25 protein-coding genes are annotated in these 20132 nt (G+C 43.9%); 1 reads left to right on the top strand and 24 read right to left on the bottom strand.

Features of this window, described 5'->3' with window-relative positions; translation table 11 throughout:
• Positions 1–24: 24 nt before the first annotated feature.
• From PFZ69_RS12230 to PFZ69_RS12145, 18 genes are all read right to left on the bottom strand, one after another.
• A complete protein-coding gene (locus PFZ69_RS12230; protein WP_270181364.1) occupies positions 25–1104 on the bottom strand; it encodes an AI-2E family transporter in 1080 nt (359 codons plus the stop codon).
• 73 nt (positions 1105–1177) lie between these two features.
• Positions 1178–1747, bottom strand: a complete 570-nt coding sequence (locus tag PFZ69_RS12225) for a nucleotidyltransferase family protein (RefSeq protein ID WP_270181363.1) — start codon at positions 1745–1747, stop codon at positions 1178–1180.
• 112 nt (positions 1748–1859) lie between these two features.
• On the bottom strand, positions 1860–3194 hold the full coding sequence (locus tag PFZ69_RS12220) for an FAD-binding oxidoreductase (RefSeq protein ID WP_270181362.1): 1335 nt from the start codon (positions 3192–3194) through the stop codon (positions 1860–1862).
• Positions 3195–3312: 118 nt separating this feature from the next.
• Positions 3313–4353 carry a zinc-binding dehydrogenase gene (locus tag PFZ69_RS12215; RefSeq protein WP_270181361.1) on the bottom strand — a complete coding sequence of 347 codons (1041 nt, stop codon included), beginning with the start codon at positions 4351–4353 and terminating at the stop codon, positions 3313–3315.
• Positions 4354–4491: 138 nt separating this feature from the next.
• Positions 4492–5049: an MEDS domain-containing protein gene (locus PFZ69_RS12210; RefSeq protein ID WP_270181360.1), complete on the bottom strand. Its 558-nt coding sequence runs from the start codon at positions 5047–5049 to the stop codon at positions 4492–4494.
• 125 nt (positions 5050–5174) lie between these two features.
• Positions 5175–5318, bottom strand: coding sequence for a hypothetical protein (locus PFZ69_RS12205; protein ID WP_270181359.1), 144 nt, complete (start codon positions 5316–5318; stop codon positions 5175–5177).
• A 46-nt stretch (positions 5319–5364) separates the two neighbouring features.
• Positions 5365–6069: an alpha/beta hydrolase gene (locus tag PFZ69_RS12200; protein ID WP_270181358.1), complete on the bottom strand. Its 705-nt coding sequence runs from the start codon at positions 6067–6069 to the stop codon at positions 5365–5367.
• Positions 6070–6130: 61 nt separating this feature from the next.
• Positions 6131–6331 carry a hypothetical protein gene (locus PFZ69_RS12195; protein WP_270181357.1) on the bottom strand — a complete coding sequence of 67 codons (201 nt, stop codon included), beginning with the start codon at positions 6329–6331 and terminating at the stop codon, positions 6131–6133.
• Positions 6332–6354: 23 nt separating this feature from the next.
• Positions 6355–6930 (bottom strand): histidine phosphatase family protein, encoded by a 576-nt coding sequence (locus PFZ69_RS12190; protein ID WP_270181356.1) that lies wholly within the window; start codon positions 6928–6930, stop codon positions 6355–6357.
• 34 nt (positions 6931–6964) lie between these two features.
• Positions 6965–7978 carry a serine hydrolase domain-containing protein gene (locus PFZ69_RS12185; RefSeq protein ID WP_270181355.1) on the bottom strand — a complete coding sequence of 338 codons (1014 nt, stop codon included), beginning with the start codon at positions 7976–7978 and terminating at the stop codon, positions 6965–6967.
• Between the two features lie 140 nt (positions 7979–8118).
• A complete protein-coding gene (locus PFZ69_RS12180; RefSeq protein ID WP_270181354.1) occupies positions 8119–8670 on the bottom strand; it encodes a DUF4269 domain-containing protein in 552 nt (183 codons plus the stop codon).
• Entirely contained in the window at positions 8663–9409 is a 747-nt protein-coding gene (locus tag PFZ69_RS12175) for an SDR family NAD(P)-dependent oxidoreductase (protein ID WP_270181353.1), read from the bottom strand. Before PFZ69_RS12175 ends, PFZ69_RS12180 begins: the two co-directional genes overlap by 8 nt.
• 28 nt (positions 9410–9437) lie before the next feature.
• A complete protein-coding gene (locus PFZ69_RS12170) occupies positions 9438–10019 on the bottom strand; it encodes a sugar O-acetyltransferase (RefSeq protein ID WP_270182027.1) in 582 nt (193 codons plus the stop codon).
• 47 nt (positions 10020–10066) lie between these two features.
• Entirely contained in the window at positions 10067–10810 is a 744-nt protein-coding gene (locus tag PFZ69_RS12165) for an alpha/beta fold hydrolase (RefSeq protein ID WP_270181352.1), read from the bottom strand.
• Between the two features lie 117 nt (positions 10811–10927).
• On the bottom strand, positions 10928–11056 hold the full coding sequence (locus tag PFZ69_RS12160; protein ID WP_270181351.1) for a hypothetical protein: 129 nt from the start codon (positions 11054–11056) through the stop codon (positions 10928–10930).
• A 134-nt stretch (positions 11057–11190) separates the two neighbouring features.
• Positions 11191–11535, bottom strand: a complete 345-nt coding sequence (locus PFZ69_RS12155; RefSeq protein ID WP_270181350.1) for a VOC family protein — start codon at positions 11533–11535, stop codon at positions 11191–11193.
• A complete protein-coding gene (locus PFZ69_RS12150) occupies positions 11535–12344 on the bottom strand; it encodes an aminoglycoside adenylyltransferase domain-containing protein (RefSeq protein ID WP_270181349.1) in 810 nt (269 codons plus the stop codon). The genes PFZ69_RS12155 and PFZ69_RS12150 overlap by 1 nt, the downstream gene beginning before the upstream one ends.
• Positions 12345–12469: 125 nt before the next feature.
• On the bottom strand, positions 12470–13405 hold the full coding sequence (locus PFZ69_RS12145; RefSeq protein ID WP_270181348.1) for an RNA polymerase sigma factor: 936 nt from the start codon (positions 13403–13405) through the stop codon (positions 12470–12472).
• Positions 13406–13649: 244 nt separating this feature from the next.
• On the opposite strand from PFZ69_RS12145, the gene PFZ69_RS12140 reads away from it, so the two are divergent.
• On the top strand, positions 13650–14981 hold the full coding sequence (locus PFZ69_RS12140; RefSeq protein WP_270181347.1) for a LuxE/PaaK family acyltransferase: 1332 nt from the start codon (positions 13650–13652) through the stop codon (positions 14979–14981).
• 93 nt (positions 14982–15074) lie between these two features.
• On the opposite strand, the gene PFZ69_RS12135 is transcribed toward PFZ69_RS12140, so the two are convergent.
• From PFZ69_RS12135 to PFZ69_RS12110, 6 genes are all read right to left on the bottom strand, one after another.
• Positions 15075–15446, bottom strand: a complete 372-nt coding sequence (locus PFZ69_RS12135) for an iron chaperone (protein WP_270181346.1) — start codon at positions 15444–15446, stop codon at positions 15075–15077.
• A 24-nt stretch (positions 15447–15470) separates the two neighbouring features.
• Entirely contained in the window at positions 15471–16028 is a 558-nt protein-coding gene (locus PFZ69_RS12130; protein ID WP_270181345.1) for a DJ-1/PfpI family protein, read from the bottom strand.
• Positions 16029–16032: 4 nt separating this feature from the next.
• Complete coding sequence (locus PFZ69_RS12125; RefSeq protein WP_270181344.1) at positions 16033–17280, bottom strand: SecD/SecF family protein translocase subunit; 1248 nt, start codon at positions 17278–17280, stop codon at positions 16033–16035.
• Between the two features lie 18 nt (positions 17281–17298).
• Positions 17299–18114, bottom strand: coding sequence for a hypothetical protein (locus PFZ69_RS12120; RefSeq protein ID WP_270181343.1), 816 nt, complete (start codon positions 18112–18114; stop codon positions 17299–17301).
• A 363-nt stretch (positions 18115–18477) separates the two neighbouring features.
• On the bottom strand, positions 18478–19107 hold the full coding sequence (locus PFZ69_RS12115; protein ID WP_270181342.1) for a DUF6944 family repetitive protein: 630 nt from the start codon (positions 19105–19107) through the stop codon (positions 18478–18480).
• A 110-nt stretch (positions 19108–19217) separates the two neighbouring features.
• Positions 19218–20126, bottom strand: a complete 909-nt coding sequence (locus PFZ69_RS12110) for a glycine betaine ABC transporter substrate-binding protein (protein WP_270181341.1) — start codon at positions 20124–20126, stop codon at positions 19218–19220.
• Between the last annotated feature and the right edge of the window lie 6 nt (positions 20127–20132).

Below are 20132 nucleotides of genomic sequence, written 5' to 3'. Positions count from 1 at the left end.
CGCTATGCACTACACCGATCTTCCTCACTCACTAATCTCTCGCATCTGCCTCAGACGATACAACTCATATATGTTTTTGATGATTACTTTTAAGACAGAGTAAAACGGAATCGCAATCAGCATTCCGATAAACCCATAAAGCGCTCCCGCCACGATCAATAGCAGAATGATGGTTAATGGATGGATGTTCAGCCTGCTGCCTAATACGAGCGGTGCGACTAAGTTCCCTTCAAGCTGTTGCACGATAACGAGTGCCACGAGCACTGAAAAAGCCATCATCGGGTCTTGTGTTAGAGCGATAACAAGTGCCGGGATAACGCCAATGATCGGCCCGAAGAATGGCACGACTGCTGTAAGCGTAACAAACATTCCAAGTATAAGCGCATAAGGAAGCCCGAGTATGAGATAGGCGATATACATAAGTACACCATCGACAACTGCCACGATCACTTGACCTGTAATGTAAGCTGCCACCGTATCATCGATGTTCTGTAAAATTTTCTTCCCTTCTTCTTGGTGATGGCCAGGAACAAACTTCAATAAGTATGGAATCAACTTATGATCATCTTTTAGAAAATAAAAGAGAACGAAAGGTACGACGATCAGTACTGTTGTCGCACTAGTAAGAGTCGAAACGATTTGCGTGATGTTATCTCCGAAATTTTGTGTGACGTCTCCTAGAAAACTTGTTGCTTTATGTCTCAGGTTTCCAACTGAAACCATGCCCATATCGTTTTTCTCAATTGCTTTTTGTGCCTCTTCAGCTGATTTCTCAAGCTTCTTCGGAAGATCCTTCATAATACTAGTCGCCTGATCTGCAATCGTTTGAGCTAATAGCTTAAACCCTATATATACGAGTCCACCAATCGATGCAAAGACGATCAGAATCGCTGCAAGATTTGGAACGAATGGGATCTTTCGAACGAGTCGAACGACCGGTTTAAGAATGTAATAGAAAAATCCTGCGATCAGCACTGGGTAAAAAAGCGTGCTGATGATTGTGATGACCGGCTTTACAAACTCTAATTCAGCAAGAAAAAAGAATAAGATAAGTACGAGTATCGCACCAGTCATATATTTAAAAAAATTGTGTTTCATCCACATCGTCATAACTCCTCTACGTAAAAGTGATAGCTTTTACTATATTCCACAAGAAGGAGTCTTCATAACAGGGAATTTAAATTTTTCCATAAGTAACGTCTAGAAGAGGCCATTTAGAAATCCAGTTTTTCTTACGAAGTCGTTCTTCATAAAGCCAACTACGCTCGTTATTTAAAAAAGCTGGAGTTGGACGCAGCTTCATTTGAAGGACATCATCTAGCCCATGAGGGGCAGCAATGATTAAGCGGTCTTGTTCGTCTAGCTTTACCCCAAGCGAAGTAGCTGTCTCAGGAAATTTCGAGATGGCATCCACTGAAGAATGGTAGGGTGCCATGTCGTTTAACACGTGCATTCTTGCTTGGTTTTTCACCGACCAAGGCACGTCTTTAAAGACCTTGTAAAGCTGTTTCTCTAGTATTACTTCTTCACCTTCATCGATATGATCCTTGTCAAAATAAATGACGTCCACATCTGGCAACTTCGTAGGTTCTTCATAGCCGTGCTGAACATCCCAGATCTTTGAACGCACAAACCCAGCACACACCCACCAATCTGGAAGGTTTAGTGACTTTGCTGCTCTCAAAATTTCCATCATCTTAGAGTCTTTTGTTACACTAGTCAGCAAGTCTTCTTCAGTATGTAACATCTTGATTCCCCTTTCTCTAATTGCAGCCTGTCTTCTTTGCTAAACCAATTATTTCAAAACATGGAAGGAACCACAATCGAAAATAAAAAGCACTCTCAAACGAGAGTGCTTTTTAATATGGTGGAACGCTTTGTTGAAAGCGAAACACGTTTAAAGGATCGACTTCTGTCTTGATCTTTCGTAACCTGTGAACGTTTTCCCCATAGTAAGCCTGTTGCCAATCCCTAATCGTTTCATCTGGCCAGTTCACATAGTCACCTTCCGTATACCGTCTCATTTGTTTCCTTAACGCGACTACCCATTGGACGTTATCCCTAGCTTCTTCTTCATTCGTCCACGTTGTGTTATATTCTTGTGCGATTTTCGCATCTCGGTGAAAAAAAGCAGTGTCTGATGGCGGAACATCAGAAACAGCGCCACCTAGTGACTGCTGCCAAATAACCGCATCTTCATTCGGCGCGTGTTCGAGGAATCGTTTCATAATCGAAATGCCTCGCTCCGGAATAGGCTTATACACGAAAGACCCAGACCTTTTAAAGAATGACGGCTTATTTCCTGAAGGCTCATTGAAATAATTGAACGCCTTATTAAAAGGAAGGGATCCAACCTGGACTTTTCTTGGCTTATTGTCCTTCAGCAACGGTTTGATCAGTTCGATCAACCGTTTCTTCGACCCCAAGAACTGACCTTCAGAGCGGATGAGGTTCTTACTTTTCGCATGAAGTTCTAGCGTCGAGGTAAGCTTATGATCAGTGAACGGAGCCCAATTTTGCCACGTTTCGAATACATCTTCGAGCTGATCGAACTCCCAATCGATTTTGAAAACGGAGACGTTGTCGATCGGATGTGTTCGAAAAGTAAACGATGTGACGATACCGAAATTCCCGCCGCCTCCACCGCAGCAAGCCCAGAACAAATCGCTATTTTCATCTTTTGTTGCCTCAATGATTTCGGCACCTTTCTCACCTTTTGGGACGACGATTCTCATGCGCTCTACATGGTCACACGTTAATCCGAATTCTCTCGACAAATACCCGATGCCGCCACCTAGCGTTACACCCGAGACACCTACACTGAACTCTGTTCCTCCAGGTAGTGCGAGGCCATATTTCCATAGCGTGTTGTACACTTTTCCTAAATCCGCTCCAGCACATACCTTCGCTGTCTTGGTAGGCACAGATACCGATATCTCGTTCATCTCACTAATGTCGATCACTAATCCTCCATCTAGGTTCGAAAAGTTTTGATAGCTATGTCTTCCGCTCCTCACTCGAAAAGGAAGACCTTTTTCACGAGCAAATGTTAAGGCATGTAAGACATCCTTCTCCTCCTGACAAAATACGATCGCTCCAGGAAACTTCGATTGATACAGATTCAGATTTTCCCTTGCTTTGTCATACGCTGGATCACCAGGTAAAACGACCCGTCCGGTTAATTCAGTCGCCATCCTCTCGCCCACCTTTTCTTATTCATACAGCAGTGTATGTGGGCGGAGGACGTTGGGTAGCTTCTGTATATAAAAATGTGATAAAAAAAGACCCGCCTGTTCGGACGGGTCTTAACGTTTATTCCTCTGGCAGTAGAACGATCTTCCCTAACTTACCAGCATTCTTAAAGTACGTCTGTGCTTCTCTCGCTGCATCAAGTGGAAACGTTCGATCGATGACTGGTTGGATCTTCCCTTCTGAAATGGCAGTTAACATCTTCTCAAACTCAGCGCGCGTTCCGAGTACAGATCCGTAAAGAGTAATATGTTTTAAATAGAGCTTACGAAAATCGAGCTCAGTCTTCTGTCCACCAGCAGAACCTGACGTACAAAACTTTCCGCCTTTTTTCAATACTTGTAAAGAGGTTGCGAAGAGCGCGTCTCCAACAACGTCTAGAACAGCGTCGATCGGGCCGCCATTCGCATGGAGAATGTCTTGTGCAAGGGTTTCAGACTTATAAGAAAGCACGTGCGTCGCTCCAAGCTCCTTCATGCGTTCTTCTAGTTCAAGATCACCGACGATCGCTACGACATTTGCACCAAATACGTTCGCTGCAATCTGCACGTTTAAGGATCCTACTCCACCGTTCGCACCTGTAACCATGATCGTCTCGCCAGGCTTCGGCTGGATTTGTTCAACCATGTGCCACGCGGTCATCCCACTTACGGAGAACACGGCACTTTCAATATAGTTCGATAGCGGCATATCAAAACAAAGATCTGCTGGCCAAACAACGTATTCCGCATAGCCGCCATCGTATTCCGATCCGATAAAGGACATGTCTTCAGAAATATGTTCAGCGCCTTCGTCCCCACTCGAGGTAAAAGGAAAGAGAACGACGTTCCTACCTTTCATCGCCCCATCGACACTCGCTCCAACTTTTACAACCTGACCCGTAATATCCGACCCTGGCGTACGCGGGAATTGTACCCCTTCAGGACGCCAGCCGGACTTTGATCCCGTTCCATATGCACCTTCTCGCATCCAGATCTCTGTATTGTTGATCGCGCAAGCTTTTACTTTTACTAACACTTCATGATCCTTTGGTTCTGGGATCGGTACCTCCGCAACCTGTAGCTTATCAACATCACCGTACCCTGTTACTTGAACAGCTTTCATTTCTTCCTCACCTTTCGCGTTATGTAGTCTTGTTACAAATAAAAAAAGAGCCTTAGCTCTTCATAGTCTTTCACAGTGTGAATCATTATATCATTCGTTTTCTTTATTAACACGGAAGTTGCTTTAAGCAGACAAATGTTAAGCCTGGTATTGCTTCGACGTTATAAATTCTTCTTCCATCAGCACGTACGGGTGGGTTTCCATGAGAATATCGATGAGATAATCTGGCATCCGTTCATCTTCATATGCACAGATGAGCGGAAACGAATATTCATGAACGGCGCGATCAACAATTCTCTCGAAATCTTCTATAATATGCAGCGGTTCTTCCATCGAGGCCCATTCGACATGCGCCCAAGACCTGAACGAAACATTATTCTCTACAAAAGGTTCCACGGATTTTTGAAAATGCTCTACAATCGCTGGAGGATGATAGCTGCCGCTTGAAAAGTAAAAATCAAAGTTGTTGATCCGGTGGACGTATGATCTATCTTCTTCTGTTAACAGTCTGGAAAGTTCTTTCTCGATAAGACGATAAACAGGTTCGTTTTCAATCAGGATTACATGTTCACCCGCTTTGATACCATCTTGGATAAAACCGAGCACCTGTTTAACATAATTCGATCTTCCCTGGTAGGCATAGAGCACATGAACGCACCGTTTGTCCTCAAACAACCGATTCATTTCACTTTTCAATACATCACCCCTCTAGTTTATTTAAGACTTTCTTACTACGAGGACGTTGCTCACTTAAAGTATTAGACAAAAAAAGAGCGAATCCTTTATTTGATTTGCTCTTTTCCTAAATTGCTACCTTTTAACTATGCAATTTGCCTTTTTCGCATGACGTTAATCGTCATAAATGCAAACACGAGCCCAAGAACACACATCCACAAAATGGCGATGAAAGGATAGAGAACGGGTTGTCCAAAGGCATTGATCGCATTGAATTTTTTTATATCCAAGGCATAAAAAAGGAACTCCCTTTAAGAAGTTTCGTTAACCAATTTCTTAAGAAAGCTTATGTAACCACGCTAACACATCGTTAACCATTTCATCCGTGAATTCATGACCAACACCAGGGTAGCGGCGGAATTCTGCATGACTTCGATTCTCTTCCATCACTTTGCGAAAGTAATCTTCCTGCCCACATATCGGAACGATCGCATCGCATTCACCATGAAGAAATAGCGTAGGCGTTAACGTGCACGCCTGCTCAACAAGATCATAATTTTTCAACCCTTTTAAAAGGTTATTCGGGATCTCTCCTCGGCCATCACGCTTTCGGAATAAGGTTTCTGACCGTACGAATGAACCTGAGCCATTCACACTTATTAACCCTCCTAACGAGTGCTTACTTGCAATCCCATTCGCAATAAAGCCACCCATCGAACTTCCAAGGAGAACGACGTCTTCCATTTTTTCATCGATCGACTGAAGAAGCTTTGGAAATTCGTCAATGCTATGGAAGATCGTTTTCCAAAAGTACGACTGCATGATGTCCGGTTGAAAATGATTGGCAAAGGGTCCTCGAGAATCGTGGTAGATCAACTCCGGAATCACGACTGAAAAGCCTTCCTCAAAAAGGGTTTCTGCTACATCCAGCAAGCCTTCCACCTTGCTCCCCCAGCCGTGATACAAGACGATTGTTTTGGAAGCTTTCGATTTAATAGTTGCTATATGATAAGGCAAATGTTTATTCTTAATGCGTTTCACATATCTTCACTCCATTATGCAAAAACGACGCTGAACATATAGATCACCTGATTTTAAACGGTCACTCTTGCTTGCTTTCAAACATTTTAATGATTGAACGATTTTGGATGGAATAAGCCATTAGGGATACAATTACCCCAATAACTAGAGCTCTTCCTACATGGCCGAAAATTGATGGAATAGATCGGCTGCCGTAATCTCCGAATAGTAGAGATAAAATAAACGGATAGCCGAACCACTTACTAGAAAGAATTTTTCTCAAAAACACCCCTCCAGAATTGAACACTATGATAAGTGCTTGATGCAATTGAATAGTGGGTTGTGCCAACCTTGACCCGCTCTTTCGATGATTGAAAGTGACGTGTTGTCGATCAACGCATGAGTGTACTCTTCAGGAAATAAATGTTCGAGCGTGATTCCGATCCACGCCCCGTGGCTCACGACGAGAACTCTTTTTCCTTGATGATCCTTCGCTAACTCTTCTAAAAATGCGTTACCTCTGATCGCTACATCAGATCGCTCTTCCATTCCGAGGTCATGATCACACCAATTCTCACCCCATTTTTCCACTCTTTCATCCTCTGTCGTTCCTTCGATATCACCACAATTTATTTCTCGAATCCACTCTTGCTCGATCAGAGGCGTGTTCAGCTTCGAAGCGATTATCTCCGCCGTTTCCTTCGCCCTCATAAGGTCACTCGTGATGATAACATCCCATGGTTCTTCCTGTGAGAGTCTCTCAGCGAGCGCTAATGCCTGCTTTCTTCCTTCCTCGTTCAAAGGCACATTCGCATGGCCTTGTGCTTTCCCTAACGTATTCCATTCTGTAACGCCGTGTCTTACTAGTCCTACTGTCGGCATAATTTCCCCTACCCTTTCTATTTATGTATCCCCATTATCTATTAAACGCATCTGCTACAAGATTACTAAACTCTTTTAAATAGTATAAGTAGTTTTCACCACCATAGTTATACCGCTTGTTGTACATCTTCACGACCACCACATCATATTCAGGAATAACAAGAAGCGTCGGTCCTGTTACACCAAGAATTTGATAAGATCCGCTAGGAACGCGGCTGCCAAGCTCACTCCGTTCACGCGGAACGTCTTGAACGTACCAGAAGAAGCCGTTCTGGGGTAGTTCCTTATCAGTGTAAGGTGGATTTTGAATCGTCGCTGACAGATCAATCACCTTTTCTGGCACGATTTGTTTTCCATTCGCCTTTCCCCTGTTTAGAAAAAGATTACCCCACTCTGCAAACTCTCTTGTATTTACGAAGAGATTTTTATCTAGACCATCTTCAACTGTTCCTAATGCACGTTCCCCTTCTTGATTAGGATTTACGATCACCCTGACGAGGTCCTCTGCATCCGAAACCTCCCACCACGTTTTCGTAAAACCCAGCGGTTCAAAGACTCGTTCTTTTAATAGCGAAGGGAAGGGTTTACTGTAAAGATGGTGGATGAGCTTTGTCATCATGACAACATTGATGTTTCGATAAGTCCAGTTTTCACCAGGTTCGAACTCTCTATATACGGTACCATCGGCGTCCTCATCTAGACCATGTGAATGTGTAACGAGATGCCGAATGGTGGTCGCCCCGAGCAACTCAGGATCTATTTCTGAGAAGTAGTCTCTCGCAAGATCATCTAAACTCGTAATCTTTCCTTCATAGACAGCAAACGCAACAGCAAGACCAAGATAGCTTTTCCTTGCAGATGCGACGTTGAACCGTGAATGGTGATCGACCTTACGAGCACCCTTCGTGTTATTGTGTGTGCCACTATAATGTTCGAATAGAATATCGTTGTTTTTCATAATAAGAAGTGAAGCAGCTGAACTAGCATTTTTGTTCTTAATGTCTTCTACCCATGAAAGAAGCTCATTCATGGTACCTGTCTCGTTCATGGTACCTGTCACCACCCGTTTTTTACGATATATTGTCGAAGAATCTCCACCATAAGTTTAGCATAAAATTCCAAATGCAACTCTCGATTCTCAAAGAAAAGAAGGAGGTATCTTCCCTCCTTCTTGCTTAAAGCGATCGTTTAGATTAATTCAAACTCTTTACCATATTGGATCAGCCCTTCGTACGGATCACCTGCTATTCCAAGCAATCTACAAAAAGCTGGTTCTGTTTTGTGTCCTTGTTCTTTAAGTTCGACCACACGTTCCTTCAAACCCGGTTGCTTCTTCATGAGCTCATACTCGATCACCATGTGAAGAAACGCATACTGGTTATGAACTGGTTCCGCTTGTCCGAACAGTTCAAATTCAAACCCTTGAAACCAAAAATTAGCTTTAATGATGGTTCTCCCTCTGACCATCGTTCTCTTTAATCTGAACTCATCTTTCGTCCCATATAATTCTGTAACCTTCCGCTCGAACTCTTCAGCATCGTTCACTTCCATCACGATATCAAGATCTGAACTATCGAGATCGATACCGATTGGAATGGTTCCGCAAAGTACTGGATGATACGCTTGTAGATCCTTCATAATCCCTAATACAGCGATTGCACGATAAGCGCTCTTTTGCTTCTCGCTGCCAAATTTCATCGAGGAAAAAAGGCTGCGGCCGATCGATTCTGTTCTACACATTAGCAGATCCTAGCGTCATGCCCCCATCCACCACAATTTCAGTTCCTGTGCAATAAGAGCTTTCATCTGAAGCAAGGAAGGCAACAGCTCTTGCGATCTCGATCGGCTGGCCGATTCGACCAAGAGGAATCGATTCATAGAAAGATGGTACACCTTGCCCCTGTGTTGCCATTTCGGTTTCCACTCCACCTGGGTGGATCATGTTCACGCGAATTCCTTTAGGTCCCACTTCGATGGCTGCTGCTTTTGACATGGCTACAACAGCCGCTTTTGTAGCAGCATAGGCAGTGGACTTACCGATCGGTGCAAATGCAGAGATCGAGACGTTGTTGATGATCGATCCTTTCTGCTGTTTTTCCATCAAAGGTAGAACTGCCTGCATGCCGAGGAATACACCGAGCTGGTTTACGTTGATGAGCTCCTGGTAGTCTTCAACGGTTATTTCTTGAAACGCTTTTCGTTTTAGGACGCCAGCATTGTTCACTAGAGCATCTAACTTCCCGAACTTCTCTTCTAACTCAGCCATAGCCTTCTGCCATTGTTGTTCACTCGTAACATCTAGCTGCATAGGATAAGCTCGTTCGTCACCTAGCTCATCACAAACGGCCATTGCACTTTCAAAGTTTCGGGCTGCGACAACAACTGTTGCTCCGAGCGTGACGAGGTGCTCCGCAATCGCTCGCCCCTGACCTCTGTTAGCGCCGGTGATAAGTATAATTTGGTCCTTTAAATCTGGCATAGTACCCCTCTTTCTTTCATGGTGCCTGTCACCGCCCGCTATTTGTCGAACGGTGTGGCACCTCTCTTATCTTCTTCGCTGGATTGCCTCCAACGACTACGTTATCTGGTATACTCTTTGTGACAACTGCTCCGGAAGCGATGACAACATTATCTCCAACCGTCACTCCTGGATTAATGATTGCACCTCCTCCAATCCACACGTTATCACCGAAGATGATTGGTTTCCCGTATTCTTTTCCAGAATTACGTTCGACTGGATCTAGAGGGTGCGTCGCACCATAAATATGAACCCCTGGCCCTAACATACAATTATCCCCAAAACGCACCTCACAAATATCGAGGATCACACAATCAAAGTTCATAAAGAAGTTTTCTCCAACGTGTATATTGTACCCATAATCACATTTAAACGTTGGTTCGATGCCCACGTTTTCCTTCGTAGAACCAAATAGTTCTTTTATTAACCGTGAGCGCTCTTTGTGATCTGTTTCGATCGTTTGATTATACAATCTCGTCATTCGTCGAGCACGAAGGCGATCGATGATTAGTTCTTCGTCACCTGGATTATACAGTTCTCCGTCTAGCATCTTTTGTTTTTCGGTTTTCATCATTTTTCATCCCCATTCATCAAACGAATACAATAGGAGCTTACCACTCAACTGGTAGACTCCAACAGATTGCGATTCTTTTTATCTACTCCATCCAAAAATGCTGTTAACATCTCTGTATACAAGGAAGGTTGCTCACTATGGACAAGGTGAGAAGCAAACGGCAGGACACTCACATGAACATTTTCATGCATCCGCTGGTATTTTGAAGCAGATTTCACTTCATCATGATTTCCTTCACCGACCATAAACAATACAGGTACATGGACACCATCGATATCTGAAGTAAGTTCAAACGGATACCAATTCACATCGCGAGCCATATAGATAAACTGCTTCCAATCACCACTATGAAGCTGATCAAGTTGAGCAACAACTTCCTGTTTTTGAAGAAGTTCTGTTTGAAACGTCACTTCTTTTGCATGAGATTCGTTCCAATGATCCGGTCGATCAGCTGTTATCCCTGATAACGTTACACTCAGCAGTCGATTCGGAAACGTTTTGGCAAATAGCAAAGCAACTAGTCCACCTAACGAACAACCGACTAAGTGAATCTGATTTAGATGCAAATGGTCTATCGTATCTCTCAAATCCTCTGCAGCGTCTTTGAAATAATTGGAAAAATCATCATTCACTGATTTCCCATGACCTCTTAGATCCGGCACTATAACCTTTCTGCTTTGCTGTAATGCATTTCTTTGTTCGATGAAGTCAGTTTCTCCAGTTTGTAATCCTGAGTGCAATAAAACAACAGGTTCGCCTTCTCCGTATGTTTTTGTATGTAAAATCATTTCTTCTCCTCCAGTTGATCTCATTCATTAGCATGACAAAGAATATTGAGCATCTTTCCAAAAGGATCTCTTACGAAAAAACGCCTGACTCCCCATGGCTCATCTATTGGACCATGCTCAAACTCTCGCTTCTTTCATCACCCAAAGCGCTTCCTCTAGATCATCCACTTCAATAGAAAGATCAGGAGTAGGAATATTGGAACCTCCATCTATAGCTGCATTGATTTGCGCCGTCCGCTGAACCATACGTCGCGATCCAACTAAGATTCATCAATTCTTCAATGCCAAGTATATCTGTAAAGCGCCTTTGCTTTCGCCAAATCATCCGCTTCAATGTTGGCTACAATCTCCGTTTAATTTTCATTTCCCCCTACTCCTTTTTACTCCCAGAAACAAACCTGCATTCGATTTCCATCAATGTCATAAAGGTCGAAGAACGTATTCACTTCATCACGCTGCAGCTCGCTTACCTCAACATCACGGCTCTTAAACGTCTCATAAGTCTCAGCAATCGCTGATGTGAAGAAGATCGGATAGTTCTGGTGCTTAGATTTAGACGGTTCACCTTCCTCAATCGTGATTGGAACGCTACTATTACCCACACTTAAAATGCGATACCCATCATCACGAAAGGTCTCTTTCAAACCTAGATTCTTTTGATACCACTCACTCGCTCGCTCAACATCACGCACTCTTAAACAAAACGTATCGATTCGTTCGAGCATCACATGCCCTCCTTATAGTTAATCAAACTCTTAACTCTTCGTCGAAAATATTCTCTCACTGCTGAAAGTTCGCTTTTCTCAAACGAACGATCTTTCATGCCTGCATAATTTTCGTAAGCCTTTTCGATCGTTCTCCCAATTGCTCCAGTAAACTCTTTCCTGCCCCAGTCCCCTGCTTCTTGTTTTGATGAAATCACTCCATCGAGTAAGTACCAATAAACGCGTACGATGTTTAGCACACAGTACACTGAATTCTCCTCTATATCATCTAGACAGTCATCATAATCACATAGAATAGAAGCAACATAGTCTTTGTACGGGATCATAGGGAAAAGCTCTTTGATCGGAGGTCCCTCAATGCAGACCCCTCTAGAGTTTAAGATTGTGAGGTGTGCTGCGAGATCAGGGTCTTCTCCTTTCAAATCTGCGATGTACTGGATATCTTCATTTTGTATTGCAAGCTCATATCGCTCACGCCAGTCTTCACTATAGTGAAACTCATAAAAACACGGATGCTTCCATGCTTGTAAATGCTCTAGTGTGAGAATACTAATTTCAATTGGATATGGGTTGTTTGAAGCCTTAAGGAGGTATGTTGCCAGCTTCTCGTTCTCCTCACTCGTTAACTCCCTTTTGGCTACAACGATCATGTCGATATCACTTCTCGAAGGATTAAATCCACCCATCGAAAGAGACCCATGAAGATAAAAGCCAACAAAACCTTCCTTCAGAATGGCTTTCATCTCGTCTACTGCATTTTGTACAAACTCTTTTATTTCGTTTGAACAGTTATACCAGCTACTACTCATGACACAACTCCTATTTCATTACTCATTTCCTCACCTATATCACGTTCAACATAATCACCAAAAAACCTGCCCGCTCTCGTTCGACAAACATCGAGCAAAAGCGGGCGGTACCAGGCACCTTCTCTTTACCATTCGGCAGCGGGCTTATTCACCTGTGGCTGAAACCCTAGCTCCTTCGCTGCAGCAAAAATCATTTCCTTCCTGAAGTAGAAGCTACGATGGTAGACGATCTTATTATTTTCAACTTCTTGATACTGGATATCATGAATCTTTGCTCCTTCTTCATCTTCATAAAAGACCACGATAACCGGCTTCTCCCAAAGCACCAACGGCTCCGCTCGGAAGCCAGGTAACCCAAACTGCATAGACCCGGAACGCATCTCGTTCTTTGAATATTCTTGAAACCCTAGACCTACATCGTTTTGCGCCTCTTCAATAAAGAGGCTTAATACAGCTTCCACGTCTCCATCGCTTAACGCCTTCAAGTATTTCTTAATCACTGGATTGTTATGGTCAACGCTTTCCTTACTGCGCTCTTCTAAGCTGGTTTCACGCAGCTTTTCTTTCATCCGTCTTACGCTCGCATACACAGCTCCTGGCGTTGTGCGAACGATCCCCGCAACTTCTTTCGCACTGAAAGAGAAAACTTCTTTTAGTAAGAAGGTAGCAGACTCTCTTGGTGTGAATAGATTTGCTAGATGCGTCAACGCTTCTTCTACATCTAATCGATCTGAAAACTCCTCAGTAGGCATGTCCCCTTCTTCTAACGTTCCGACGATCCGCTTTTGCTTCCGACAGTGGTCGATCCAGGTGGTTGTTGCGACACGGTAAAGGTATGACTTAGGATTTGTCGGATGCCATCTTTGATAAAGTCCACCGAACGCCTTCAGAATGGTTTCTTGAAATAAATCTTCTCCATCCCACGGTGACCCTGTGATATAACGGCAGTAGTTCCATAGATCTTGTTTGTACTCTTCGATCAATCCATCGAATTCAGACTTTAAATCACGGTTCTTCTCAGTAAAGGGCTGTAGATCCTTTTCCTTCTGATACCTCTCCATCGAATCCTCCTTAGAATGTTTTCATTATGTATAACGTATGAGCACACGAAAATTATACAGAAATCTGTTCCTGGTACCGCCCGGAATTTGTCGAATGCATGAAGACAACGACTTTCGAACTATTTCCAATTAATTTGTGTCTGAATTTTCAAAATAAATTGACAGCGCTTCCATAAAGGACTACTTTAAATATAACGCGTAATACATAAACCGTGAAAAAAATCTCATATAAGGAGATGGGGAAATGGCTACTTACTCAGAGTGTGAAGGTTGGAATCCTAGTGAAATGAAAAAACATCAGCTAAAAGGATTACAGAACACCGTAAAGCGCGCATTTCAAAACGTCCCGTTTTACCGCGATTCATTCATGGAAGCTCATATCACCCCAGAAGAGATCAACACGTTAGACGATCTCCGCCGACTCCCATTCACGCAAAAACATCACCTTAGAGAAAACTATCCTTTTAATCTACTAGCAAGTCCGATGGAAGACATCATCCGAATTCATGCTTCTTCAGGCACAAGCGGGAAGCCGACCGTTGTCGCTTATACGAAGAACGATCTAGAGAGCTGGGGCGAAATCGTCGCTCGAGCAATCGCGTTAGCAGGCGGTCGAAAAGGCGATATTCTTCATAATGCTTATGGGTATGGACTCTTTACGGGAGGCCTCGGATTGCATGTAGGATCAGAAAAACTAGGCTGTGCGACCGTTCCCGTATCTGGTGGAAACACCGTAAAGCAGATCTCCCTCATACAGGACTTTAAACCGAGGATCATATGTTGTACGCCATCCTATTTATTAAGTATCGGAGAAGCGATGATACAACAAGGAATCGACCCTGCTTCAACTTCGCTAGAAATCGCAATACTAGGGGCCGAACCCTGGTCAGAAGGGATGAGGAGTCAGATCGAGCGGATGTTCGACCTTAAAGCGACCGACATTTATGGTCTTAGTGAAGTGATCGGTCCAGGCGTTGCACAAGAATGCGTAGATTGTCAGGATGGTCTTCACATTGCTGACGACCACTTTCTCGTTGAAGTGATCGACCCTAATACGCTAGAGCCTGTTGAAGACGGACAAGACGGTGAGCTTGTGTTTACCAGCCTCACAAAAGAAGCGTTACCAACTATCCGTTACCGAACTGGAGATATCGCTTCGATAACCCGCGAACCTTGTGAATGTGGTAGGACGACGACGAGAATGAGCCGGGTAAAAGGCAGGATCGATGACATGCTGATCATCCGTGGGGTGAACGTGTTTCCTTCTGAAATCGAACGATTCATCTGCAACTTAGATGAACTGGTACCTCATTATCAAATTCACCTTCATAAGAAAGGCCCTATGGATCACGTGGAACTCCATGTGGAGGTATCAGAAGAATTCTATAAGTCTCTTAATGATCAAACCTTCAGCCATCCAGCTGCACAGGAGCTAACGTCAAGAATCGCGTTGATGGTGAAAACCGAAGCACTCGTCTCGATGGAAGTCTTCTTAAAAGAACCGTCCGCCCTTCCCCGCTCTGAAGGAAAAGCAAAGCGAGTCTTTGACCACCGCACCGCTACGGTGCTACGGTGACAGGTACCACCCGGATTAGCTCGAAGGCTGTCGAACAGAACTAGGTACACAAAAAGACGTCTGCTCATATAGCAGGCGTCTTTTGCAACACAGTCACTTCCTCCAAAAACTCGTATATTCCGCTTTATCCCGAATATTAAACGAGATCATCTTCTCAAGCAGCCCATAATTCACCGGTTTGTTCCACGGAATTCGCACGAGCTCTTTTGTGGCATCATATCCAGCTGCATCGATATCATCAGCGAAACGCTCCATCACGACCCGCTCTGGTGCGACCGACATGTGCTTCTTCGCCTTACTAAAAGCGATAATAAATGTGCCATGATCGGTATACATCGGTTGGTTCCATGCAATCCTTCGCTCTAAGTTTGGATACTTCTCCTCAACCCAATCGAACACTTCCTCCATTCGAGCGCGGTGCTCAGGCTCTTCGATTTTGCTAAGATAGTCTTCAAACGTTTCCACTCCGTTCCCTCCTCTACTAAAGCGCTACCCTCTCAGTTGATTCTTAAAGAACAAGACCGTTTCCAATTCATCTTCACGGTCCTCAAACAGATCTAGCTGTTTTGCGACTGCTACCGCAAATTCTATGTACGCATTTCCTTCAGCGGTAATCAAGTTTTCACAAACCGTTACGTCCGCTTTGCTTTTGTTTGCAACCTCAAAGATCGTCGGAAACTCTTCTGTTTCAATTGAAGTCGAATACTCCCTTTCACCTAATACTGAACTCGCGCCGAGGAATGTTGAAGCTCCACATATCGCCGCGATCCACTTCTTTTTCTCATTAAAACTCTGGATAAGGTTCAAAAACTTCTCTTCCTCTAATAGTGGCTCTGGGTCACCACCAGGGATAACTAAAATATCATAGTCGTCTGGTGAACACTCGCTCACGGTCTTGCTCACACGTATATTAAACTTCCCGCTATTCGTCACTTCACGGTACAGAGCGGTGGTCTCGATATCGACGTCCGTTTCACTAAAAATATAGCTAAGCGTACTGATTTCCCATTCTACATAGCCATCATACAGTAAAAATAATGCCTTCATCCCTTCAACCCTTTCTATTTCTTCTCTCATACCACTCTACGATTCTCGCTTCACCAATCATGTAGAGTAGCAGTCTTAACAATGCATAACAGGTTAAGAACCCAGCAACAATTGAGATGAATAGCATGACCGCAAACCCTTTTACAGCGCCAACACCAAAGATAAACAGTCCACAAGCAGCAATCGCGGTCGTTACTTGTGCATCCCCAATCGTTGTAAACGAACGGTTCGAGGCTTCCATCACGAGCGTTTCGAACGAAGCTCCCCTTCTCTTGATTTCCCGCAAACGCTCAAACGTTAGGATCGACGCATCGACCGCCATCCCGAGGCCAAGAATAAACGCTGCCAATCCTGTTAGCGTGAACACACCTTCTAAGAATAAAAAGATGGCGAACGTCAAATACAGGTAGCTTACCATGCAAAGAACCGAAATCATCCCCAGATAACGGTAATTCCAAACCATATACAAAAAGATCAATAGTATCGCGATTCCGCATGACAACATCGTATTGTTCAGTGCCTTCTCACCGAGCTGACTTCCAACTGAGCGCGAGTAAATCTCTTCGATCGGAGCAGGTAAGTCACCCGTACTAAGTACTTTCGCAAGTTTATTCGCCTCTTCGTTCGTAAAATCACTTGAGAGAGCTACCCCGTCGTAAGACCACGTCATCGACACAGGACCATCAAAAATAACGTTAGGGTGAGACGCGCTGTAAGATTCTCCTTTTACATAATCGAGCCAAAGGACAAGCGTCTCGCCCATGTACTTCTCTGTAATGCGCTGCATATCTACGTCTTCACGAAACTCCATGGTGACCTGAGGTGGTGCACCCCCTGGTACCTCTACGATTTTAATAGAAGAAAACTCTTCTGAAGATAAGATAAGATCGTTATCCGTATCCCGAATCGTGATGTTCCCTCCGATCGATAAGATATCACGCGCCTCGTTCTGATCCTGCACGCCAGGGAGCTGAACGCGAATGCGTTCTTCATCTTCGACTTGGATTATAGGTTCACTTATCCCTAATAGATTGATGCGATCTCTCATGATCGATGCGGTCTGCTTTACTAGTTTCTCTTTTTCAATGCCTCTTCCTTCATACGGGTCTTGAACTTCATAAAGAATTTCAAATCCACCTTGCAGATCGAGGCCAAGTTTCAGTTCTTCTGCGATCGGTTTCCATGTAGCAAGAATGGATGAGAAGATCAGGACAATAGTAAGACACGTTGAGATCACCCAGCTTTTCTTCATTTAAATAGCCGCTCCATACTATCGTCCCTTAAAACTCCGCTCCATAAAAATAAAGCCTATGAAGCTAAGCAGGCGGACTTTATCTCTTTCAGATAGCCGATTTGAAACCTCAACGATATCATTGTCCATATCTTTAAAAATCTTTGTATACTCATGCGGAAATCGCCCATTGTAAAAATATGCCCACCGATGTCCATCCTCATCTATTAAATGAAAATCTCCAGAGAACCCAGCAACTTTCACCGGTAAAATGACTGATCCATTCTCATCCTTTAATTCTCCGTTCAGATTAACCAAACTCTTAAACTCTTCTTGTTCATATGTACCGATCACCTGATCTTCATGATCATAAATCGTGACCTTTGTTTTCTTGAATCCTTCCCGCCTGAAAGAGAATACCTTTTTACCTTCGTTCGATAAAAAAGCGACCCGATGCGGAATGAGAGAAAGCATAGAAGACTGAAAAAGAGCGATGGGGTAAAGCCACCACTTAACATCGACCAACTGATACCTTCCAACAAAACTTCCATCTTTCTCAAACGAAAGAAGCCTAGGCATCATAGCAGCATCTTGTTTTAAAATAAGGTGATCACACGCGAGAAGGGATGAATGCGATTGAGGAAAATCAACTCCCTTCACCTCGTTATATTTCTTACGACTGATTAATGCGATGAAGGCGAGAAATAGGATCGGAAGCAGCAGCACGATCATTTCTGCCCACTCACCGTTTGTCTTTGGCAAATTAAAAGCAAGAAAAACACCGCTAAAAACGGTGACGACAATCAAACCTAAATACGCGTATTTTTCTCTACGCTTAAACATCTCTGCAATCAATAAAACACCTCCGGTCACAGCTTTCTGTTGATAACACATATACGCAAGTTAAGAGAAGCACCATCGCACTTCCAACCACAATCCCCTCATAAGGATAGTCTATAAAACGATGTAAAATGAAGATGAGATCTAACGGGAGGAGTAACCATCCTCCTACTACCGTTCCTAGCAGCGACTTGTCTTTTATTGTTTTTCGTTAAACCCTGAAGGTATGTTTGCTTCTTCACTCCGACCAAATATGAAAAGAATAAAAAGCCTAACCCGATCACGAGCAGCTCCACTAGACCACCTCCAAAAGCAGCGCTACTACTATGTACGAATTTGAAACGCATGAAGTTCCATTTTTTCTCATAATGGCAATACCTACAAATAATAATATCCGCTATTCCAATCATGGAATAACCGCGGTCGGTTGTACTCTTTCGTATACCCGATTGCAGAAAGCGCGGCACCAGCTGTTTGTCCATAGCTTCCGATCGCGATCAGCTGCTGTCCTACCTTATCTTTTCCTTTCATTATATACACGAGGCCAATCGCCTCGATCGCAACAGAGATCGACTGCACCCTCTGGCCTGCTGCAATCAGAGCCGCATAATCAGAATCTAGCAGACTAGAACTATGAGCTTCGAAGCTCGCACCGATCGATTGGATGACGTCACCAAGAATATCGATGCTCAGTCCTTCCTCCACATCGTCATTGAGTACGATCGTCCCGCCGACTACGTTTGCAATATTTCCAGCAGCCTGAAACCAGTCTCCTACAATCCCGAGCGTTTCTTCTTCACTTTCCTGAATTTTCGTTTGACCGACCGCTTGGAGGGAATTTCCCGTCGCTTCGACTGCGTTACCTAGAATATAAAGTTCGCTGCTGACTCGTTCATCTTCTTCGCTTCTATCCATAGCAGCAATCGTGTTCCCGATCGCAGCCACCGCTGCCCCGATCGTTTGAATCCATGCTCCTGAGACGATTAATCCTTCGCCGTTCCCCTCCATTCTACACACGCTCCTCACCTTCTTTATCTTATTCTAGAAAAACGAACGCGTAACAGCTTTCCCCCATCTCATAAAAAAGGTGACAGACGCTGATGTCTGCCACCTTCTCCCTATTCCTCTAATAATCCATTTTCCACAAGCCAATCGTGTGCAACGATCGAAACAGGGTTTCCTTCAATATCCACTTTGTAGTTCAACTCACGCATGATGTCACTGTTTAATTCTTCAGCTAGTGGTGCAGTAATTTCCTCGATCTCTGGGTATTTTTCATAGATTTCTTTATTCATCGTTAGAGCTGCTCGGTACGGCGGGAAGAAATTCTTATCATCTTCTAATGTAACCAAGCCGTATTTTACGATCGTTGGATCCGTTTCATAAGCAACCGAGAGATCAACCTGACCATTATCAAGCGCTCGTTGCGTTAATCCGATGTCCATCTGCTTGATTTGACTCGAATCAAATTCAAACCCATACGTTTTTTCTACGCCAGGAATACCGTCCGGTCGGTTTGCGAACTCTGCATCGGAAGCGATCGAAAGCTTTCCTGGGTTCTCATTGATATACGCTGCGAGATCACTGATCGATTGGATTCCGAGTTTCTTTGCCTTCTCTTCTTTCATCGCAATCGCATACGTATTGTTCACGTTAGACATGTTCGTCCACTCGATCTCATTCTTCTTATCGAGTTCTTTTACCTTATCGAACGCCTTAACTGGATCAGAGATCTTATCTTGTCCCATGTACGTGATGAGAGCTGTTCCGGTATATTCCCACATCAAATCGACCTGTTCGTTTTCGAGTGCCTTTCGAACAACCGAGCTTCCAAGGTTGTTCATCTGCTTCACATCAAACCCCTCTTTCTCCAAAAGAAACGTCGTCATTTCAGAAAGAAGGTACTGTTCAGTAAAGTTCTTACCCCCAACAGAAACTTGCTTCCCACCGATTCCGAGCGTGGAGCATGAGGTCAGCATCGAAATGATCGCGACGAGAAGGACGCCGCTCATAAATTTTCTCTTCATAAAAAC

Origin of the sequence: Alkalihalobacillus sp. CinArs1 (genome assembly GCF_947387515.1) — a bacterium.
In the GTDB taxonomy this organism is placed as follows: Bacteria; Bacillota; Bacilli; order Bacillales; family Guptibacillaceae; genus Guptibacillus.
The sequence above is the reverse complement of the archived record's forward strand: the minus strand, read 5'-3'. Positions and strand labels throughout refer to the sequence as shown.

Coding starts and splice junctions, on each gene's coding strand:
- PFZ69_RS12230 (WP_270181364.1), bottom strand. CDS start 1,104: ATGTGGATGAAACACAATTTTTTTAAATATATGACTGGTGCGATACTC.
- PFZ69_RS12225 (WP_270181363.1), bottom strand. CDS start 1,747: ATGTTACATACTGAAGAAGACTTGCTGACTAGTGTAACAAAAGACTCT.
- PFZ69_RS12220 (WP_270181362.1), bottom strand. CDS start 3,194: ATGGCGACTGAATTAACCGGACGGGTCGTTTTACCTGGTGATCCAGCG.
- PFZ69_RS12215 (WP_270181361.1), bottom strand. CDS start 4,353: ATGAAAGCTGTTCAAGTAACAGGGTACGGTGATGTTGATAAGCTACAG.
- PFZ69_RS12190 (WP_270181356.1), bottom strand. CDS start 6,930: ATGCCGACAGTAGGACTAGTAAGACACGGCGTTACAGAATGGAATACG.
- PFZ69_RS12185 (WP_270181355.1), bottom strand. CDS start 7,978: ATGAACGAGACAGGTACCATGAATGAGCTTCTTTCATGGGTAGAAGAC.
- PFZ69_RS12180 (WP_270181354.1), bottom strand. CDS start 8,670: ATGTGTAGAACAGAATCGATCGGCCGCAGCCTTTTTTCCTCGATGAAA.
- PFZ69_RS12175 (WP_270181353.1), bottom strand. CDS start 9,409: ATGCCAGATTTAAAGGACCAAATTATACTTATCACCGGCGCTAACAGA.
- PFZ69_RS12170 (WP_270182027.1), bottom strand. CDS start 10,019: ATGAAAACCGAAAAACAAAAGATGCTAGACGGAGAACTGTATAATCCA.
- PFZ69_RS12165 (WP_270181352.1), bottom strand. CDS start 10,810: ATGATTTTACATACAAAAACATACGGAGAAGGCGAACCTGTTGTTTTA.
- PFZ69_RS12160 (WP_270181351.1), bottom strand. CDS start 11,056: ATGGTTCAGCGGACGGCGCAAATCAATGCAGCTATAGATGGAGGTTCC.
- PFZ69_RS12155 (WP_270181350.1), bottom strand. CDS start 11,535: ATGCTCGAACGAATCGATACGTTTTGTTTAAGAGTGCGTGATGTTGAG.
- PFZ69_RS12150 (WP_270181349.1), bottom strand. CDS start 12,344: ATGAGTAGTAGCTGGTATAACTGTTCAAACGAAATAAAAGAGTTTGTA.
- PFZ69_RS12145 (WP_270181348.1), bottom strand. CDS start 13,405: ATGGAGAGGTATCAGAAGGAAAAGGATCTACAGCCCTTTACTGAGAAG.
- PFZ69_RS12140 (WP_270181347.1), top strand. CDS start 13,650: ATGGCTACTTACTCAGAGTGTGAAGGTTGGAATCCTAGTGAAATGAAA.
- PFZ69_RS12130 (WP_270181345.1), bottom strand. CDS start 16,028: ATGAAGGCATTATTTTTACTGTATGATGGCTATGTAGAATGGGAAATC.
- PFZ69_RS12125 (WP_270181344.1), bottom strand. CDS start 17,280: ATGAAGAAAAGCTGGGTGATCTCAACGTGTCTTACTATTGTCCTGATC.
- PFZ69_RS12115 (WP_270181342.1), bottom strand. CDS start 19,107: ATGGAGGGGAACGGCGAAGGATTAATCGTCTCAGGAGCATGGATTCAA.
- PFZ69_RS12110 (WP_270181341.1), bottom strand. CDS start 20,126: ATGAAGAGAAAATTTATGAGCGGCGTCCTTCTCGTCGCGATCATTTCG.